18 protein-coding genes and 1 tRNA gene are annotated in these 18658 nt (G+C 32.0%); 10 read left to right on the top strand and 9 right to left on the bottom strand.

Annotated elements, in window-relative coordinates; translation table 11 throughout:
* Positions 1–18: 18 nt before the first annotated feature.
* The 4 genes from PBN93_RS06385 (at position 19) to PBN93_RS06370 (ending at position 6202) form a co-directional block, all read left to right on the top strand.
* Positions 19–1872: a cation:proton antiporter gene (locus PBN93_RS06385; RefSeq protein WP_077404349.1), complete on the top strand. Its 1854-nt coding sequence runs from the start codon at positions 19–21 to the stop codon at positions 1870–1872.
* A 179-nt stretch (positions 1873–2051) separates the two neighbouring features.
* A complete protein-coding gene (locus PBN93_RS06380) occupies positions 2052–4406 on the top strand; it encodes an outer membrane beta-barrel family protein (RefSeq protein ID WP_271081704.1) in 2355 nt (784 codons plus the stop codon).
* Positions 4407–4421: 15 nt separating this feature from the next.
* Positions 4422–5432 (top strand): sensor histidine kinase, encoded by a 1011-nt coding sequence (locus tag PBN93_RS06375; protein ID WP_271081703.1) that lies wholly within the window; start codon positions 4422–4424, stop codon positions 5430–5432.
* A 5-nt stretch (positions 5433–5437) separates the two neighbouring features.
* Positions 5438–6202: a LytR/AlgR family response regulator transcription factor gene (locus PBN93_RS06370; protein ID WP_077404340.1), complete on the top strand. Its 765-nt coding sequence runs from the start codon at positions 5438–5440 to the stop codon at positions 6200–6202.
* Positions 6203–6264: 62 nt separating this feature from the next.
* Here PBN93_RS06370 and lepA read toward each other — a convergent pair whose 3' ends face one another.
* Positions 6265–8061 (bottom strand): translation elongation factor 4, encoded by a 1797-nt coding sequence (gene lepA, locus PBN93_RS06365; protein WP_077404337.1) that lies wholly within the window; start codon positions 8059–8061, stop codon positions 6265–6267.
* A gap of 301 nt (positions 8062–8362) precedes the next feature.
* Between lepA and PBN93_RS06360 the strand changes: the two genes are divergently transcribed.
* Positions 8363–9193, top strand: coding sequence for an OmpA/MotB family protein (locus PBN93_RS06360; protein ID WP_077404334.1), 831 nt, complete (start codon positions 8363–8365; stop codon positions 9191–9193).
* A 73-nt stretch (positions 9194–9266) separates the two neighbouring features.
* On the opposite strand, the gene PBN93_RS06355 is transcribed toward PBN93_RS06360, so the two are convergent.
* The 4 genes from PBN93_RS06355 to PBN93_RS06340 are packed head-to-tail and all read right to left on the bottom strand — an operon-like array spanning position 9267 to position 11853.
* Entirely contained in the window at positions 9267–9488 is a 222-nt protein-coding gene (locus tag PBN93_RS06355) for a hypothetical protein (RefSeq protein WP_077404331.1), read from the bottom strand.
* Positions 9489–9501: 13 nt separating this feature from the next.
* Positions 9502–9717 (bottom strand): hypothetical protein, encoded by a 216-nt coding sequence (locus PBN93_RS06350; RefSeq protein WP_077404328.1) that lies wholly within the window; start codon positions 9715–9717, stop codon positions 9502–9504.
* Complete coding sequence (locus PBN93_RS06345) at positions 9714–11108, bottom strand: radical SAM protein (RefSeq protein ID WP_077404325.1); 1395 nt, start codon at positions 11106–11108, stop codon at positions 9714–9716. Before PBN93_RS06345 ends, PBN93_RS06350 begins: the two co-directional genes overlap by 4 nt.
* Positions 11080–11853, bottom strand: coding sequence for a prolipoprotein diacylglyceryl transferase family protein (locus PBN93_RS06340; RefSeq protein WP_271081702.1), 774 nt, complete (start codon positions 11851–11853; stop codon positions 11080–11082). Before PBN93_RS06340 ends, PBN93_RS06345 begins: the two co-directional genes overlap by 29 nt.
* A gap of 59 nt (positions 11854–11912) precedes the next feature.
* Here PBN93_RS06340 and dusB point away from each other — a divergent pair, with 59 nt between their 5' ends.
* Positions 11913–12905 (top strand): tRNA dihydrouridine synthase DusB, encoded by a 993-nt coding sequence (gene dusB / locus PBN93_RS06335; RefSeq protein WP_271081701.1) that lies wholly within the window; start codon positions 11913–11915, stop codon positions 12903–12905.
* Positions 12906–12955: 50 nt separating this feature from the next.
* Here dusB and PBN93_RS06330 read toward each other — a convergent pair whose 3' ends face one another.
* Together PBN93_RS06330 and rbfA are read right to left on the bottom strand one after the other, a co-directional pair.
* A complete protein-coding gene (locus PBN93_RS06330) occupies positions 12956–14164 on the bottom strand; it encodes an ABC transporter permease (protein ID WP_271081700.1) in 1209 nt (402 codons plus the stop codon).
* A 2-nt stretch (positions 14165–14166) separates the two neighbouring features.
* On the bottom strand, positions 14167–14559 hold the full coding sequence (gene rbfA, locus PBN93_RS06325) for a 30S ribosome-binding factor RbfA (RefSeq protein WP_013620866.1): 393 nt from the start codon (positions 14557–14559) through the stop codon (positions 14167–14169).
* A gap of 115 nt (positions 14560–14674) precedes the next feature.
* On the opposite strand from rbfA, the gene mce reads away from it, so the two are divergent.
* Complete coding sequence (gene mce, locus PBN93_RS06320; protein WP_077404314.1) at positions 14675–15088, top strand: methylmalonyl-CoA epimerase; 414 nt, start codon at positions 14675–14677, stop codon at positions 15086–15088.
* Positions 15089–15161: 73 nt separating this feature from the next.
* A tRNA-Ile gene (locus PBN93_RS06315) sits at positions 15162–15235 on the top strand.
* A 167-nt stretch (positions 15236–15402) separates the two neighbouring features.
* Here PBN93_RS06315 and PBN93_RS06310 read toward each other — a convergent pair.
* Positions 15403–15750: a YegP family protein gene (locus PBN93_RS06310; protein ID WP_077404311.1), complete on the bottom strand. Its 348-nt coding sequence runs from the start codon at positions 15748–15750 to the stop codon at positions 15403–15405.
* A gap of 244 nt (positions 15751–15994) precedes the next feature.
* On the opposite strand from PBN93_RS06310, the gene PBN93_RS06305 reads away from it, so the two are divergent.
* Positions 15995–16705: an endonuclease/exonuclease/phosphatase family protein gene (locus PBN93_RS06305; protein WP_271081699.1), complete on the top strand. Its 711-nt coding sequence runs from the start codon at positions 15995–15997 to the stop codon at positions 16703–16705.
* 112 nt (positions 16706–16817) lie between these two features.
* Here PBN93_RS06305 and PBN93_RS06300 read toward each other — a convergent pair whose 3' ends face one another.
* A complete protein-coding gene (locus PBN93_RS06300) occupies positions 16818–17246 on the bottom strand; it encodes a response regulator (protein WP_271081698.1) in 429 nt (142 codons plus the stop codon).
* Positions 17247–17566: 320 nt separating this feature from the next.
* On the opposite strand from PBN93_RS06300, the gene PBN93_RS06295 reads away from it, so the two are divergent.
* The gene (locus PBN93_RS06295; protein ID WP_271081697.1) at positions 17567–18646 is read left to right on the top strand and encodes a metallophosphoesterase; all 1080 of its coding nucleotides are present in this window, start codon (positions 17567–17569) and stop codon (positions 18644–18646) included.
* Positions 18647–18658: the final 12 nt, after the last annotated feature.

Below are 18658 nucleotides of genomic sequence, written 5' to 3'. Positions count from 1 at the left end.
TTTCAAAAAAAATGAATTATGCTAGAGTTAGCCGGAATTATAATATTAGGAATAATTGCCCAATGGTTTGCCTGGAGGTTAAAACTACCAGCCATTTTACCATTAATTTTAATAGGCCTAATGGTAGGGCCAATAGCCACTTTTTTTACTGAAGATAATAGCAAAATTATAGAGCCAATTTGGAACGGTAAAACTGGGCTTTTTCCAGGAGAAAGTTTGTATTATTTTGTTTCATTGGCTATTAGTATTATTTTGTTTGAAGGTGGTTTAACCTTAAAACGATCTGAAATTAAAAATGTAGGGCCAGTAATTTCCAAATTAATAACAATAGGTTCTTTAGTTACATTTTTAGGCGCAGGTGTTGCTGCACATTATATTCTTGGTTTAAGTTGGTCTATATCCTTTTTATTCTCAGGATTAATTATTGTAACGGGTCCTACTGTAATAACTCCAATTTTAAGAAACATACCTTTAAAAAAAGATATTTCTGCAGTACTTAAATGGGAAGGTATTTTAATAGATCCTATTGGAGCTTTAGTTGCCGTTTTAGTTTATGAGTTTATTAGTGTAGGCGGCGGTGGAGACTTTACATTTACCGCACTAATAGAGTTTGGAAAAATACTGTTATTTGGTACCACATTTGGTTTTACTTTTGCACACGGTTTAACAGCAGCTGTAAAACGTAATTTTATACCACATTATTTACTTAATGTGGTGTCTTTATCTACAGTATTACTTGTTTTTGTAATGTCTGATGTTTTTGCACATGAATCTGGATTATTAGCCGTAGTAGTTATGGGTATGGTAATGGGTAATACAGATCTGCCTAATATTAAAGAGTTACTGTACTTTAAAGAATCTTTAAGTGTATTGTTAATATCTATATTATTTATATTGCTTTCTGCTAATATTAACATAGCAGACTTAGAGTTAATTTTTAATTGGAATACACTAATACTTTTTGCTGTAATTGTATTTATAGTACGGCCATTGGGTGTATTTTTAAGCACCAGAGGATCTAACCTTCAATTAAAAGAAAAGCTTTTTATAAGTTGGGTAGGTCCAAGAGGTATTGTTGCGGCAGGTATTGCGTCATTATTTGGATCTAAACTTTTTACAAAAGGTGTAGAGGGTGCAGATTATATTACGCCTTTAGTATTTGTTATTGTATTAGGTACTGTTTTACTTAATGCAACTACGGCTAGGATGTTTGCTAAACTTGTTGGTGTTTTCTTAAAAAGGTCTGAAGGTATTTTAATTATAGGTGCCTCAAAATTATCTAGATTAATAGCTCAATATTTAAAAGAACATAACAGACACGTGGTGTTAATAGACAATAACCAAACTAACATTAACAAGGCAAAAAAATTAGGTATTGATGCTATTAGTGCTAATATTTACTCAGACTCATTAACAGATAATATAGAGTTGAATGATATGGGCTACGTTATGGCACTTACTGCAAACTCAGACATTAATAATTTTGCAGTAAAAAAGTTTGAAAAACAATTTGGAGAAAATGGATCATTTAGGTTGGTTAATTCTGATGAAATGAACGATCCACAAAATAACCCGAAAGAAGGTTTATTTTCTCATACAGACGATTTTATTAAGCTAATGGAAGCTACACGTAAGTACCCAACAATACATGAAATAAAACTAAAAGACCAAACCCATTATGAAGGTTTAATTGAAATTACCAAGGCAGATGAAAGTATAATACCAATATTTTTAAAATCTCCAGATGGTGAGTTGCACATTATACCATCGTTTAGTAAGTCTTTTACAGATATTACAGAAGGGTATGAGCTTGTTTATTTAGGTAAAATGTTAGATGTAGATAAACACGCAGATATTACAGAAGAAGAATAAAAAAGAACTATTTTATAAAGTAAGGCTTCCTGAAACAGGGAGCCTTTTTTGTTTTTAGCTGTTACAATTGGTCATAAAAAAAATAGGTTTTAACCTTATTTTATCCCAATTTATCAGAAAATAGTTTCTGTAATATATTAGTTACTATACATTTATGGTATCAATCATAATCAACAGTCATGAAAACCTTTACAAAAACTATTTTTATTTTAGTCCTGGGTATATTAGCTACCCAAGCACAAAACAAAGTTTCTGGCCTTATTACAGAAAATAATACACCCTTAGAGTATGCCAATGTTATTTTATATCAACAAGCCAATAAAGAGGTTGTAACTGGTACAATATCAAACAAGCAAGGCGTTTATACATTTAATAATATAAAAAACGGAAGTTATTATTTAGAAGTTTCTATGCTTGGTTTTAAAACTAAAACATCTAATGTATTTGAATTAACTACCGATATTACCTTAGATTTTAACCTGCAGGAAGAAGCAGAAACATTAAATGAAGTTGTGGTTAAGAGCAAAAGACCGGTAATTAAACAAACGGCAGAAAAGCTAATTGTAGATTTAGAAAATTCAGAAATGATAAATTCTAACTTACAAGATGTTATGAAACGTGTACCTGGTATAATTGTTAGTAATAATGGTATAAGCTATGCGGGCCAAAACAATATAAGAATATTAATTAATGGTAAAACCACAGACTATATGGATATTAATACTCTGCTGCGTGATATGCCTGCAGACAACATAGCCAGAGTAGAGATGGTAGAACAGCCAGGAGCCGAGTTTGATGCTGCTGGGTCTGGACCAATTTTAAATATTATTTTAAAGAAAAATGTAAAACTTGGTACACACGGTACCGTAGTTGGTTGGGTTGGTGAAGATGAAGGCGTAGAGTATGGTACAAGTGCATCTATCGCCAGTTATAAAAACAAACTAAACTGGCAAGCCAGTGCAGGATATTCTAGTCCTACCTGGAGAGAAGATTTGTTTATTAAAAGAACCGTAGAAGACGCTACATATGACCAAGCTACAATAGAACCTTATAACCCGCAAAGTATAAGGGCTAGTGCTAGTTTAGATTATTACATTACAGATAAGCACAGTATTGGTGTTGGTGTTAGAAACATTACTACAGACTCTGACCGGAACTCTAAAAGTAGCAACATAATTACTACCGCTAATACTACAGATTATTTACTGTCTCAAAATAGTTTTAACAGAGACCAAACAGTATTTAATGTTAATCCATATTACGAGTATAAAACAGAAACACAAAAACTAACAGCAGATTTTAATTTTGTAGACTATACTAATGATAATATTAATACCATATCTTCATTAGAGGGCAGCACTGTACCTTATACAAACCAACGTTATTTGCAAGACGGTGAATACCAAATAAAAACATATAAAATAGACTACTCTAAGCAGTTTACAGAAAACTTTAAACTTAGTTTTGGTAGTAAATACGCAGATGTAGACACAGATAGCGATTTAATGTCTTTTACTGAAGATACAAACGGAGAATTTGTTTTTAATGAAGATGCTAGCAATAGGTTTTTAGTAGAAGAAAATATTTTTGCGGTGTATTCTAAACTAAATATTACAAGCGGAGATTGGTCTTTTTCTGGAGGTTTACGTTTTGAAGATAGTAACACAAAAGGTACCTCTAGTACTACTAATGAAAGTAGAGAACGTAAAATATCTAAACTATTCCCTAGTGCATCTGTAAGTAAAAAACTAAATGATAACTTAAGTGCCAATGTAGCTTATAGTTATCGTATTAGTAGGCCAAGTTACAGTACACTAAACTCTTTTGTAACATATTATGATCCTTTATCATCAGACGTTGGTAATGAAAACTTAAAACCAGCTTTTACCAATAATTATCAGTTTAACTTAACTTTTGATGGGCAGCCTTTTTTTACTATTGCATATAATGAAACTAAGGACGCAATGTTTCAATACGTATCACAAAACACAGAAACCGCAGAAATTAGCAGAACAACAATAAATTTAACAGATAATCAAAACTGGAATTTTAGATTATTTGGACCATTAAGTTTTATAAACGGTGTTGAGGGTTTTACTGGTTTTATTGTAAATTATAACAAGTTAGAATCTGATCCAGACAACTTAAATTTAGATAAATGGAGCTTAATTTGGTTTACACAAGCAAGTTATGAGCTTCCTTGGGAGATTAATGCAGAAATTAGTGGAAATTATGGTACTGGTGCATTAGATGGTGGTATGGATGTAGATTGGTTTGTTGGTTTAGATTTTTCTTTAGGTAAAACTTTTTTAGATGATAGGTTAAAGGTAAATTTTGGGTTAAATAAAATATTAAACAGAGGTTTTGTGGGGACAATTAATTACAACAACCTAAATGCAGATATAGAGAGTAATGAGTCTAGAAGAAACGTACAATTAAGAGTAACCTACAGTTTTGGATCTAGATATGGCAAGCAAAAAAATAGAGAAAACTCATCCAAAGAAGAACAAAACAGAATTGATGATAATAACTAACATACCAACTGTTTAATGAACAAGAAAATAAACAAATCAGATATACTACTTATGGTAGTTTATTTTATAATTTCTTTTTCTTTGCAAGGACGAGAATATTATAAAAACGACTCTATGCTTAGGGAATATCTTATAGATTTTCCAGTAGATTTAATTACCATCTGTGGTATTATTTTCTTGTTTGTTTTTTGGCTAATACCAAAGTTTGTAAAAGAAAAAAAGTATGTGCTTTTTGCTTTCTTGGGTATACTTATCTTGGTTGTTTTAACGGGAATTCAAAATGTAGTTGGCTTTTGGACAGGAGATAATGATTGGAGTAAGTTTCCAACGGGTTTAGATTTTGTTATAGAAATGATAGACAGAGGTAGTTTACAAACCGCTTTTCCTTTTGCATTATTGCTTACTAAAAAATTCTACGAAGGGCAAAACCAATTATTAAAGTTTGAAAAACAACAAAAAGAAAACGAGCTTAAACTATTACGTTCACAAATAGATCCTCATTTTTTATTTAACAACTTAAATACATTAGATTCTTTAATAGATAGTGATACCCAAAGAGCAAAAGAATACATAAATCGTTTGTCATTAATTTACAGGTATTTAATAAAAACAAAAGATGCAGAGGTTATGGAGTTGGCTGAAGAAATTCAACTTGCAGAAAACTATATGTTTTTAATAAAAACGCGCTTTGGCAACGATTATGATTTTAAAATTGAAAAAACCACAGCTATAGAAGATAAATTTATACCAACAGGAGCCATACAAGCTTTATTAGAGAATGTTGTAAAGCACAACAAGCCTACGGCAGGTATTAGTGTAAAAACAGTAATTTGTGTGGAGGAAAACGCTTTAAAAGTAAGCAATACAAAATCTAACATTATACCAAAAAACGAATCTTTTGGTATAGGTATAGATAATTTAAAAGCTCGGTATAAATTATTATCAGACAAAGAGGTAATTATTATAAGTACTGATAAAGAATTTTCGGTTTCTATTCCAGTAATTAAACTAATTGAAGATAATTAAAGTAGATGAAAATTTTAATTTTAGAAGATGAAATACCAGCTTTTCAAAAACTAGTTTCTTTTGTTAAAGACTATTTTAATGATGAGGTTGTGTATGACTGGGCAAGGTCTAACGCAGAAGGTAAGCTATTTTTAAAGAGCAACACATATGATTTTATTTTGTCTGATATTCAGCTTTTAGATGGTGTTTCTTTTGATTTGTATAACGAGGTTAATATAGATGCCCCAATTATATTTTGCTCTGCGCATGATGAGTATCTTTTTCAGGCATTTAACACCAATGGCATTGCTTATATTTTAAAGCCATACACACAATTAGATTTTAAAAAGGCGCTAGAAAAATACCAAGCATTGTTTAATAAAGGAGATTACAACTCCCTATCTACCAAAACACTTACAAACCTTAAAATTGCGTTACAAGAAGAACATAACAACTATAAAACAAGATTTGTAATAAAAAAAGCAAACGGTATACAGTTGTTAAGTGTTTCAGAAATTAGTTGCATAGAGGCATCAGGAGATTTTTGTGTTGCTACAGATGCAAAAGGGAAAAGGCATACAATATCTTTAAATTTAGGTACCATACACCAACAATTACACCCTAATAAATTTTTTAAAATAAACCGAAGCCAAATTATAAGTATAGATTTTATAGACAATATAGAAAGTCATTTTAAAAACCGATTATTATTAAAAATGGTTGGTGTAAAAGAAAAAGTAATGACTAGCACATCTACCACAGCAGAATTTAGAAAATGGTTAGAGCAATAAAATAAAAAACCTTCATTTTTTAAATGAAGGTTTTTATATATCTATATTAAGTAATAGGTGTATTAATCGTTAAGTTTTAATACTGCCATAAACGCCTCTTGTGGTACCTCTACGTTACCAACCTGGCGCATACGTTTTTTACCTTTTTTCTGTTTTTCTAAAAGTTTACGTTTTCTAGATATATCACCACCGTAACATTTTGCAGTAACATCTTTACGTAATGCTTTTGTAGTTTCTCTAGAAATAATTTTTGCTCCAATGGCAGCTTGTATAGGAATATCAAACTGTTGTCTTGGAATTAATTCTTTTAATTTTTCACACATTTTTTTACCAATATGTACGGCATTATCTGCGTGTATTAAGGCAGATAAGGCATCTACTGGTTGTGCATTTAATAAAATATCTACACGTACTAATTTAGAGGTACGCATACCAATTGGTGTATAATCAAAAGAAGCATATCCTTTAGAAACCGTCTTTAATCTGTCATAAAAATCAAAAACAATTTCAGCAAGTGGCATATCAAAAGACAGCTCTACACGCTCTGGTGTTAAATACGTTTGGTTTGTAATTTGTCCTCGTTTTTCTATACATAAAGACATTACATTACCAACAAAGTCTGATTTTGTAATTATGGTAGCCTTAATATATGGTTCCTCTACACGGTCTATACTAGAAGGGTCTGGTAAATCTGTAGGGTTATTAACAATTACAGGAGTATCTGGGTCTTTACGTGTAAACGCGTGGTAACTAACGTTAGGTACCGTAGTAATAACGGTCATATTAAACTCGCGCTCCAAACGTTCTTGTATAATCTCCATATGCAGCATTCCTAAAAACCCACAACGGAAACCAAAACCAAGTGCAGCACTACTTTCTGGTGCAAATACTAAAGAGGCATCATTTAGTTGCAATTTTTCCATAGAAGAACGCAATTCTTCAAACTCATCTGTATCTACTGGATAAATACCAGCAAATACCATAGGTTTTACATCCTCAAAACCATCAATAGGATTTTTGGTTGGGTTTGCAGAGTCTGTAATGGTATCACCAACTTTAACTTCACGAGCATCTTTAATACCCGTAATTAAATACCCTACATCACCAGCTTTTACACTTTGTTTAATAACTTGGTTTAGCTTTAAGGTACCAACTTCATCTGCAAAGTAGCTTTTATCTGTAGCAACAAATTTTATTTTTTGTCCCTTTTTTATTTCACCATTAATAACTCTAAAATAGGTTTCTACACCTCTAAAAGGGTTGTAAACAGAGTCAAACACTAAGGCTTGTAAAGGTTCGTCTACATTACCAACTGGCGCAGGAATACGTTCTATTACGGCGGCCAAAATATTATCTACACCAAAACCTGTTTTACCACTTGCGTGTATTACGTCTTCTGGTGCACAACCTAAAAGTTCTACAATATCATCTGTAACTTCTTCTGGGTTTGCACTAGGTAAATCTACTTTATTAAGAACCGGAATTATTTCTAAATCGTTTTCTAAAGCAAGATATAAGTTAGATATAGTTTGTGCTTGTATACTTTGTGCAGCATCTACAATTAACAAAGCACCTTCACAAGCAGCAATAGATCTAGACACCTCGTAACTAAAATCTACGTGGCCAGGAGTATCTATTAAATTTAAAATAAATTTTTCTCCTTTGTATTCAAAGTCCATTTGTATGGCGTGCGATTTTATGGTAATACCACGTTCTCGCTCCAAGTCCATACTATCTAAAAGTTGATCTTGTTTTTCACGATCTGTTACAGAACCAGTATAGTCTAATAGTCTATCTGCTAAGGTACTTTTACCGTGATCTATGTGTGCAATAATGCAAAAATTTCGAATATTCTTCATATGTAGTACTAAAGTAGCTGCAAATATAGTTTATATTTTACAGGTTATAAGGGTCTAAGTTTAAAGCACATCTAAAATTAATTACAATTTTTACTTCTAAGGTTTATAAAATAAGCAACTTCTTCTTTTTTAATGTTGTTTTTATATTGTTTTAACGTAATGTTTTTAAATATAGTGGTTTCATTTGTTAAAAAAATTACTTTTTAACTACTTTATTATCAGTGTTTAAGATAATAATTTTTAAAATAAAAAATCTAATTCAATCTTATGCACGTATCTACCTTAGAACAAAACAAAAATTATGAAGAAAATATCATTAGCACTAGCTGCAGTAGTTTTATTGGGATCATGTGTTTCTAAAAAGAAATATGTAGAATTACAACAGGCTCACGGTGAAACTAAAAGTCAATTAACCAAGACTGCAGTAGAAAAGGAAGAGTTAGAAGCTAAATTTGCTAAAATAGAAGCAAGAGTTGCTGATTATAATTCTAAAATAAACGCATTAACAGAAGATAACGATGCAAAATTAATTTCTGCAGATGGTGCAGTTATTAGTAATAACGTTAAAGCTAAAATGCGCGAGACTTTAAAAAATGTTAGTCCAGAACAATTAATGGGTGCAAAAACACTTAAAGATTCTATGAACTTAGCATTGTCTCACAACTTAAAAAAATCTATTGGTACAAATAGCTTAAATGAAGATGATGATATTGCAATTGATATTGATGATACAGTTGTTATGATTTCTATTTCTGATAAGTTATTGTTTAACACTGCTAGCTACAATGTAAGCAACAAAGCAGATGCTATTTTACAAAAATTAGCAGACGTTATTAACTCTGAGCCAAGTATTGAAGTTATGGTAGAAGGACACACAGATTCCAGATCTATTAGTACTCCTAAAGTAACAGATAACTGGGATTTAAGTGTATTAAGAGCAACATCTATTGTACGTAAATTACAAACTAAATATAATGTAGCTCCAGAAAAATTAATTGCATCTGGTAGAAGTAGTTATGTTCCTTTAGCATCTAATGACACTAAAGAAGATAGAGCTAAAAACAGAAGAACACGTATTGTAATCTTACCTAACATAGATAAGTTTTTTGCATTAATGGCTTCTAATGAATAAGCAATAACACTAGCTAACAACTATAAATTTGTTAAAGCGGAAATTCAATTAAGAATTTCCGCTTTTTTTATGTTTAAAAACTAGGAACGCTACATAGTCCAATACCAACAACCAAGTATATACCCGCTATAATAAAAAGTGTTTTGGCTGTTTTGGGTTTCTTTTTACGTAAAAATAAGCCAACTGTTATACAAATTATTGCAGGTGATAATAACGCTAAAATAACAAGTATTACAAGGAGTAAGTAATCAGCACTGCCGTTAGGACTTTGATTTAACAGTATTGCATTTATCATCTATACTATTTATTTAATACCCTGTAATCATTGCACCGCAAATACCCAGACTTATAAGCAGGTAAAGGCCGGTTAAAATAAAAAATATTTTAGCAGCCTTTTTCTTTTTTTGTCCTAGCATAATTAAAGCAATAATTAAAAATAAGAGCGCAGGACCAAACATTATTAATAATATTAGTGTAAACAAGCCATCAAGGTTGCCAGCTTCTAAAGGTAATAACTGTATCATGCGTTTTCTTTTTGTAGTTCTTTAAGTCGGTCTATTTTATCATCTCTATAAAAGAGGTTCATAGTCTCAAAAGGGATAATTTTATAATCCTTATTTACAATGTGTACACAAGATTTTTTTATTGCACGTACATCAAAATTATGCGCATCTATAAATTGCATAATTATTATTCTAAAAAGGTTGTCATACCCTAGTTCTGGCGCATCAATCTCTGGCAAACAACACATAATAGATTTTAAATTTTCTGAGGCCTTATCTACAGAGTTTCCCGTGCTAAACAGTTCTATCATTTTACCGTGTAAAGCTTCATCTTGCTCATATATAATGGTGTTTTTACCTTCGTTTAGTAAATCATCTGGGTTTATATAACGTGTTAACGGACTAACCTCATCACCTAGTTTTAAAGCATAAGCCATAACCAAAGCATCTGGGTTACAAGGAACCGGAATTAAATCATCTGGTTCAAAAATAGGAGACTGCTCTAAAATATTACGGCGTACTTCTGTAAGTGTAATTCTATTTTCATCAACCTCAAAATTCTCTAATCTACCAGCAATTTGTGTTGGCTGAAAAGTAACACCTCTAACACACTTTTGTTTTAAAGCAAAATCTATGGTTTTACCCATTTCGTGGTCGTTTAACCCTTTTTGCAGTGTAACAACCAAAGTTGTAGCTAAGTTTAACTTGTTAAGGTTTTCTATGGCCTTTAAGCGTGTATCTGCAAGGTCTGCCCCTCTAAGTGTTTGTAGTACGGTATTATCAAGAGAGTCAAACTGCAAATAAATTTCAAAATCTGGTGCGTATGTTGCTAATTTTTCTGCAAAAGCAACATCTTTAGCAATTTTAATTCCGTTTGTATTAACCATTAAATGTCTAATTGGTAATGACTTGGCATAGTCCATAATTTCAAAAAAATTAGGATGTATAGTAGGCTCACCACCACTAATTTGTACCACGTCTGGCTCGCCTTCATTCCTTACAATAACATCTAACATTTTTTTAATTTCCTCTAATGTTCTGTGTCTTCCGTAAGTTGGTGAAGACCCTGCGTAGCAAGTAGGACACGTAAGGTTGCAACGGTCTGTAACCTCTACAACAGTTAAACAAGAGTGTTGCTCATGATCCGGACACAAACCGCAGTCGTACGGGCAACCATAATGCGTTTGCGTGTTAAATGTTTTAGGATACTCAGACGCTTTGTTGTAGTTTCTTATATTTTTATAATACTCAATATCATCAGCAATTAAAACCTTAGATCTACCGTGTTCTTTACAGTTTTTAAGCATATACACCTTATCATTCTCAAACACAATTTTAGCATCTACACGCCTTAAACAATCTGGGCAAAGGCTTAATGTAAAATCATAATAAGTGTAATTTTTTTGCGACATATATGAGTGTTTTGCAGATGAATTTAAAATAGTATAAAAAACAAATTACGCATAAATATTGAATACTACTTAGTCCTAATATTAGAAACTCATTAGGTTTTAAAAACTCAATACAAAAACGAAAAAAGAAATAGCTAACCATAAAAAACTTAAAATAACTACCGTTTTCTACCTTTATTTTTTTATTCTGATGTGTTTTTAGAGCGATAAAAAGTAGTACTAAAAATACAATTTCATACAATGCAACAGGGTGCCTTAGGACACCATCTCCTAAATTTAAACCAAAAACAGAAGAGGTTTGCACACCATAAGTAAACTCTTTTGTACCTGATAAAAAACAGCCTATGCGGCCAATAATTATACCTACAATTATGGGTAGTGTAAACAAATCTCCCGAAGATGTTTTTTCGCCAATAATTCTTTTAGCAATTTCTACACCTAGTAAACCGCCAAACAAACCACCCATTATAGTTTTGTTGTTTACAATTGCTATAAAACCTTGTGTAGCGTGTAACGGTGGATTTTCTAAAAAACCAATAAGTCTAGACATAAATAGCGCGCCAAAAATAGCACCAATTAGTATAGACAAACGGTTTAAGCTAGAAATGGTATCGTTGCTATTTTTACGTAAAATAACATAATACCTAAAGCCAATAAAAAATGCCAAATACTCTAAAATAAGGTGTACGTTTAAGTGGTAACCAAAAACCACAGGCTCATAAGGCAGTAAAAATTGTAATGGCATAAGGCTAAGATAGAATGTTTTCTGTTTTTTAGGTAACGGATATGTTGTAAATTTGCCAAATGCCAAAAATAGGAGACATACAGCTACCAGATTTTCCGTTGTTACTAGCACCAATGGAAGATGTAAGTGACCCACCGTTTAGAGCTTTGTGTAAAGAACAAGGAGCAGACGTGGTGTACACAGAATTTATTTCATCAGAAGGTTTAATACGTGACGCTGCAAAAAGCGTGATGAAATTAGATATTTATGAAAAAGAACGACCTGTAGGTATACAAATTTTTGGAGCAAATTTAGATTCTATGCTGCGCTCGGTAGAGATTGTAGAAAAATCTAAACCGGACATTATAGATATTAACTTTGGTTGCCCTGTTAAAAAGGTGGTAAGTAAGGGTGCTGGTGCTGGTATCTTAAAAGACATAGATTTAATGGTTAAGCTTACCGATGCAATGGTAAAGCATACCAAATTACCTGTTACAGTAAAAACCCGTTTGGGTTGGGATGCAGATTCTATTAAAATTGTTGAGGTTGCAGAACGTTTGCAAGATGTAGGCTGTGCAGCAATAGCAATACACGGCAGAACCAGAGTACAAATGTATAAAGGTAATGCAGACTGGAAACCTATTGCACAAGTTAAAAATAACCAACGTATGCATATTCCTGTTTTTGGTAATGGTGATGTAGACTCTCCTGAAGCTGCTGTAAAAATGAGAGATGAGTACGGGTTAGACGGAGCAATGATTGGACGGGCAAGTATTGGCTACCCTTGGTTTTTTAATGAGGTTAAACACTTTATAAAAACAGGAGAACACAAAGCACCACCAACAATGCAAGAGCGCGTAGATGCCGCTCGTAGGCACTTACAAATGTCTATAGATTGGAAAGGAGAAAAACTAGGTGTTTTTGAAACCCGTAGGCATTATACCAATTATTTTAAGGGCATACCAGATTTTAAGCAATACCGTATGAAAATGGTAACTAGTGATGATGCTGTAGATGTTTTTGCTACTTTTGATGAGGTTTTAGAAAAATTTGGCGATCATCAGTTTTCTTAATGGCTTTGTGTTACTTACACAAAAACGCTAAACCTTAAGGTATTACTTATTTATTGTGTAATAAGCTTTTTACTTATTCTGCTACTTGCAATTTTAGCAGATATTAACCCTAGTACAATAATAGTAGCTAATACAATTACAACATTTAGTAATTTGTATTCTACTGGATAGGCTAAAAATGCGTTTATTTTAAGCCATCCAAACGCTAGTTGAGAAACAATTAATATAGAGCCAATAAGTACACCAACCAAACCACCCAAACTGGTAACAAGTGTACCCTGTATAAAGTATATTTTTCGTAATTCTTTTATAGTTGTGCCTAAGTAGTATAGTGTTTTAGAGTTTTGTTGCTTGTCTAAAATCATCATAATAATAGCGCCTACAACATTAAATAAGGCTATTATAAGTACTAACGTAAAAATTAGGTAAGTAGCCAAGTTTTCTGTGTTTAACATACGGTGTAGCGTGCTATTTTGCTCTTGCCTATCTTTTAAAACTATCTTCTGGTTAAAAACAAGGGCAATTTCATTTTTAATGCTGTTAATATCTTTAGCGTCATCAATTTTAAAATTTATAGCAGAAACCTGTAAACTATCTTTTTCTAATAGTTTTTGTACTACAGGCAAACTTGTAAAAAGGTATTTTTTATCTAGGTCCTCTGCTACATTATACATACCACTAACTACAACATTGTGCTGGTTGTATGGTGTTTTATTAAATCCGCCTTGGTTAACCGCACCTTTTTTTGGTTTTGGCACTAATATTTGTAGTGGACTTCTGTAATTATTAACTGTTAAGCCTAGTAAATTAGCAATACCAATACCAACTACACCTCTTTGGTGGTCTAATAACCACTCGCCAAAATACAAAGTACTATCTATGCTAGTAACTTTATTGTAGTTACTATCTACACCTTTAATATAGCCAATATGGCTTTTCTCGTTATGTAAAAAGTATACCTTTTCTTCTAGTTCTTTAGAAAAAGAAAGTACACCGTCTATATTTTGTAATTTGGTTTCTTGTTCTGGTAAAACCGATATAAATTTTCCTGTTAATGGAGAAGCTTTTAAATCTGGATCAAAACTTTCACTAAAGCTAAGGCTGTACGTTTTTAATCCGGCAAAGCCAGATAATACAATAAAAAGCGCTGCAGAACCAATAACAATTACTAAAAAAGTAATAAAATTGATAATATTTACAGCGTTTTGACTGCTTTTAGAGCGTACATATCGCTTAGCGATGTATAGCGGAAAATTCAATCTTAAGATTTTTTTCTGCGTTCTAACAAATCCGGATTTTCTATAGGGTTGTCTTCTCCCTTTAAAGATTTTTCTATACCATCTATGTATTCTAAAGAATCGTCTATAAAAAATAATAATTCTGGTACACGACGCAATTGGTTTTTGGTACGCTGTGCAAGTTCATGTTTAATTAATGGTTGATTAGATTTTATACCTTCTAAAAGTTCGTCTGCATTTTTATGCGGAAAAATACTAATATATACTTTAGCTATAGATAAATCTGTAGTAACAACCACCTTAGAAACAGATATAAGTGTACCACGCAAACCACCATCAATCACTGCGCGTTGTAAGATATCTGCGATATCTTTTTGTATTACGCCTCCTATTTTTTTCTGTCTTTGAGTTTCCATAGGGCAAAAGTACAATTTATATTATTAGAGTCCTATACCTTAGCCTAGTATCCTAGGGGATTACCTAAAAGATTAATTGTTGTAATTTTAGCCTTTATATTTTTAAAGATAGATTATGCAAAAAATAGAACATATAGGAATAGCAGTTAAAGACCTTAAAGCATCTAATATTTTGTTTGAAAAATTGTTGGGCACACCAAGTTATAAAGAAGAAGAAGTAGCGTCTGAGGGTGTTAAAACCTCTTTTTTTATGCAAGGCCCAAATAAAATTGAACTGTTAGAGGCAACTAAAGAAGATAGTCCGATTGCAAAATTTATAGCTAAAAAAGGTGAAGGTGTGCACCATATAGCATTTGCAGTAGATGATATTGTTGCAGAAATTGCACGTTTAAAAGCTGAAGGTTTTGTGGTTTTAAACGAAACGCCTAAAAAAGGAGCAGATAATAAACTAGTTGCTTTTTTACATCCAAAGGGTACAAATGGCACATTAATAGAGCTTTGCCAAGAAGCACCAGCGCCATTAAAATAAAAAAGTTAATATAACTGCAATGTTCTTTTGGATTGTAACAAAATAAATAGTAATATTGCATCCGCAAAATGCAGGTCCTATAGCTCAGCTGGTTAGAGCACCTGACTCATAATCAGGGGGTCCATGGTTCGAGCCCATGTGGGACCACAAGCAAATAAAAGCCTTTACAGAAATGTAAAGGCTTTTTTGGTTTTAGGTGATAATCAAGGGGGCAAATTATGATTCGTTTTTTTATGATTAGCAACAAGTTAATATATGAGGGTAACTAAAAAATTAGAATTTAGTTTAGAGTAAATTAAAATTAAGCTGCCAAACTATTCCTCTTCCTCACTAAAAACCTTAATAGTAGCTACTGTAGCACATAGCATTACAGATGCAATGCCTAGTTCTTTTTCTTCTTCTGTATTGTATATATTGCTTTTGCCTAGCAGCGTATCCTTATTTAAACACAAATAAAAGTAATGCTTGTTGTTTTTTGTTAGTTTACTGTAGTAGTAATCATAATCATAAGCATATTGTTTAATAAAAATAATTTGTTGTTTACACGCTTCTAAACTTTTAAATACTTCACCATATAATATTATTTCTCCTTCACTAGTTTTTAAATTATAGTAGTACTCATTAGTAATGGTCTTCTTAATTTCGTAGTACGGTTTAGTCATAGTGGTTGTGCGTAGAAAAATACAAACTTACATTATTTAACTTACAATAAAATACAGAAATGTGTAAAGAAAAGGCCTTGCCTACTAATTTGGATAACTTCCCCTATTACCGCATTAGCAAGCAGACCAAATATCTTTATAATTGCAACTATTAGTAACAACAGCACAAAAAGAAACCTACTTATAAAAATAGTTTTACGGATATCCGTAATGAGGTTACTTTTGCTTTTAAATAATTAATAAAATGCTAAAAAAACTATTATTACTGTGTTTAATATCTCTTCATTTTTCTACGTATTCTCAGTCTAAAGAAGTAAAGATAATCTCTTGGAATATTAGAGATTTTGGTAAAACTAAAAACAGTGAAGAATTAGACAAAATAGCAGATATTGTTAGAGATACAGATATTTTAGCAATACAAGAAGTTGTGGCTGGTTATGGCGGTGCACAAGCGGTGGCTAAATTATCTGACATTTTAAATAGAAAAGGTAGTAAGTGGGACTATGTAATTAGTAATCCTACCAACAGCTCCAAATATATAACAGAGCGTTATGCCTTTATTTGGAAAACAAAACATATTAAAATAAAGAGCAGAGGTTTTTTGGTAAAAGAGCTAGACGAGCAGGTAGAGAGAGAACCTTTTTTACTAAATTTTTATATTGAAGGCAAAAAATTTACCGTACTTAATTTTCACTCTAGACCATATAATAGAGACCCGGAAAGCGAAGTAAAAGCAATATCAAAATATATATTAAATTCGTTTACCTCACCAATATTACTTGTAGGAGATTTTAATATAAATGATAAAAACGATGCGTTTAACAATCTCAAAAATAAAGGCTACAAAACTGCAGTAGTAAATAAGAAAACAACGCTAAAAAGGAAATGTTACAGGGGGCAGTATACCAACCACGCTATTGATAATATTTTTTACTCTAAACAAATAAAAAGGTAGATTCTAAGGTTATAGACTTTATTAAAACTTGTAATAATTTGGATGCAGGAAGAGACTTATCAGATCATCTTCCTGTTTTTTTTAAGTTTTCTGTGATTTAGTAATCTAGGAATTATATAATTCCGTCTCTGGTAAGTTTAGCAATTAGATGCGTTGTATTCTTAGCCTCAAAATCATCTAGCTCTATAATAGAAGTGTTAGAACTCATATTTATTTGCGGAGAAACATAGCTATTACCATTATAAACATCTTGTATGGCCGTCATATGTTCATTTAAGTTTTCTCTGCCTTTACATACAAACCCATTCATTTTTTGCTCTTTAAAAAGAGCTTTTATTTTTGTTAGGTAATCTTCCATAGAGTTTACAATAACCTTAATAGTATGTTGTATCCTTTCTATGGCATTTATAAGCTCTATGCCAGATGTAAGTTTACGGTATGTATATCCTTCTTTAAACTGTAAATCTGTTACCAAGAGCTGAAAAGGAACGTTATTTTTATATGCAACTACGGCACGGTTGTAAGCTTTGTCGGAGTACAACTCTTCTTTAATATCTGTAATAAAGAGCTTTTCCGTATTCAGGAGTCCATTTTTTGTATTTAGTGCTTTTTTTGTTACTCCAATACCATTATAAGAACATATAATTTTTGTTTAAATGTATTAAAATAGCTTTGAATTAATAAGTGGTTATTTGTTTTATATTTTTAGGTTGATACTTTACAAATATGCTCCTTTTTTAATATTAAGTTAACTTTATATAATTTGTTTTATAGATTCCAAAAGTAATTTTTCAGTTATTTTTGATGACTAAAATAAAAGAAGACAATCAATTTTTAAGATTGATAAATAATTACACTTGTATGAAAAAGGTTTACCAGTTTATAGTAGTAACGTTGTTACTTTTTGCAACCCAACAATCTATTATAGCCCAAAAAAAATACAAAGCACCAAAACTATCTAACCCAAACTCTTGGAGTTTAATCTTGGTACCAGATACCCAAAACTACGTTAAGTACCAACGCAACCAAGGCACTTTAGATTTAATGACGGCTTGGATAAGTGAAAACGTAGATTCACTAAATATTAAAATGGTATTGTGTACCGGAGATTTGGTAGAGCAAAACGATATGATTATCCCCGACGGTAAAAACGGAAACCAAACAAGCAGACAACAATGGATGGCTGTGTCTAGAATGTTTGGTAGGCTAGATGGGCAAGTACCTTATGTGTTGGCTGCAGGTAACCATGATTACGGATACAAAGGTGTAGAACACAGAGGATCTAACTACAATACGTATTTTCCAGCGCATAAAAACCAAGCTAATTATAAGTTACTAAGTGCGGCTGCAAAAAATGCTGGAGGCCACCCAAGTTTAGAAAACGCAGCTTTTAATTTTACCGCGCCTAATGGACGTAAATTTTTATTTATGACCTTAGAGTTTGCACCAAGAGATACTATTGTACAATGGGCAAAAAATGTGGTAGATGAAGATAAGTACAAAAACCATACAGTTGCAGTACTTACGCACTCTTACTTAAACGCTAAAAACCAGCGTATAGAAAAAGAGAATTATCCTGTAAAAGATGCTAATTACGGAGAGGCAGTTTGGAAAAAATTAGTAAAACCATCTAAAAATATACAACTAGTATTTTCTGGTCATATTGGTGGTGCAGATGATTTTAAAGCTCACGTGGGCTTTAAAGTAGACAAAAATAAAGGAGGTAAAAAAGTGAGTCAAATGGCATTTAACGCCCAAGCTATGGGTGGCGGATGGCAAGGTAATGGTGGAGACGGTTGGTTACGAATTTTAGAGTTTTTACCAGATAACAAAACGGTAAAGGTGCATACGTTTTCTCCGTTTTTAGCAGCATCACCAGCTACAAGGCACTTGGCATGGAGCACAGAAAGTTATAACGACTTTTCTTTTTCTTTAGATTAATTCTAGTTTATA

This window comes from Cellulophaga omnivescoria (genome assembly GCF_027915275.1).
GTDB classification, from domain to species: domain Bacteria; phylum Bacteroidota; class Bacteroidia; order Flavobacteriales; family Flavobacteriaceae; genus Cellulophaga; species Cellulophaga omnivescoria.
Note: the sequence above shows the minus strand (reverse complement) of the source record. Positions and strands in the feature narration are given on the sequence as shown.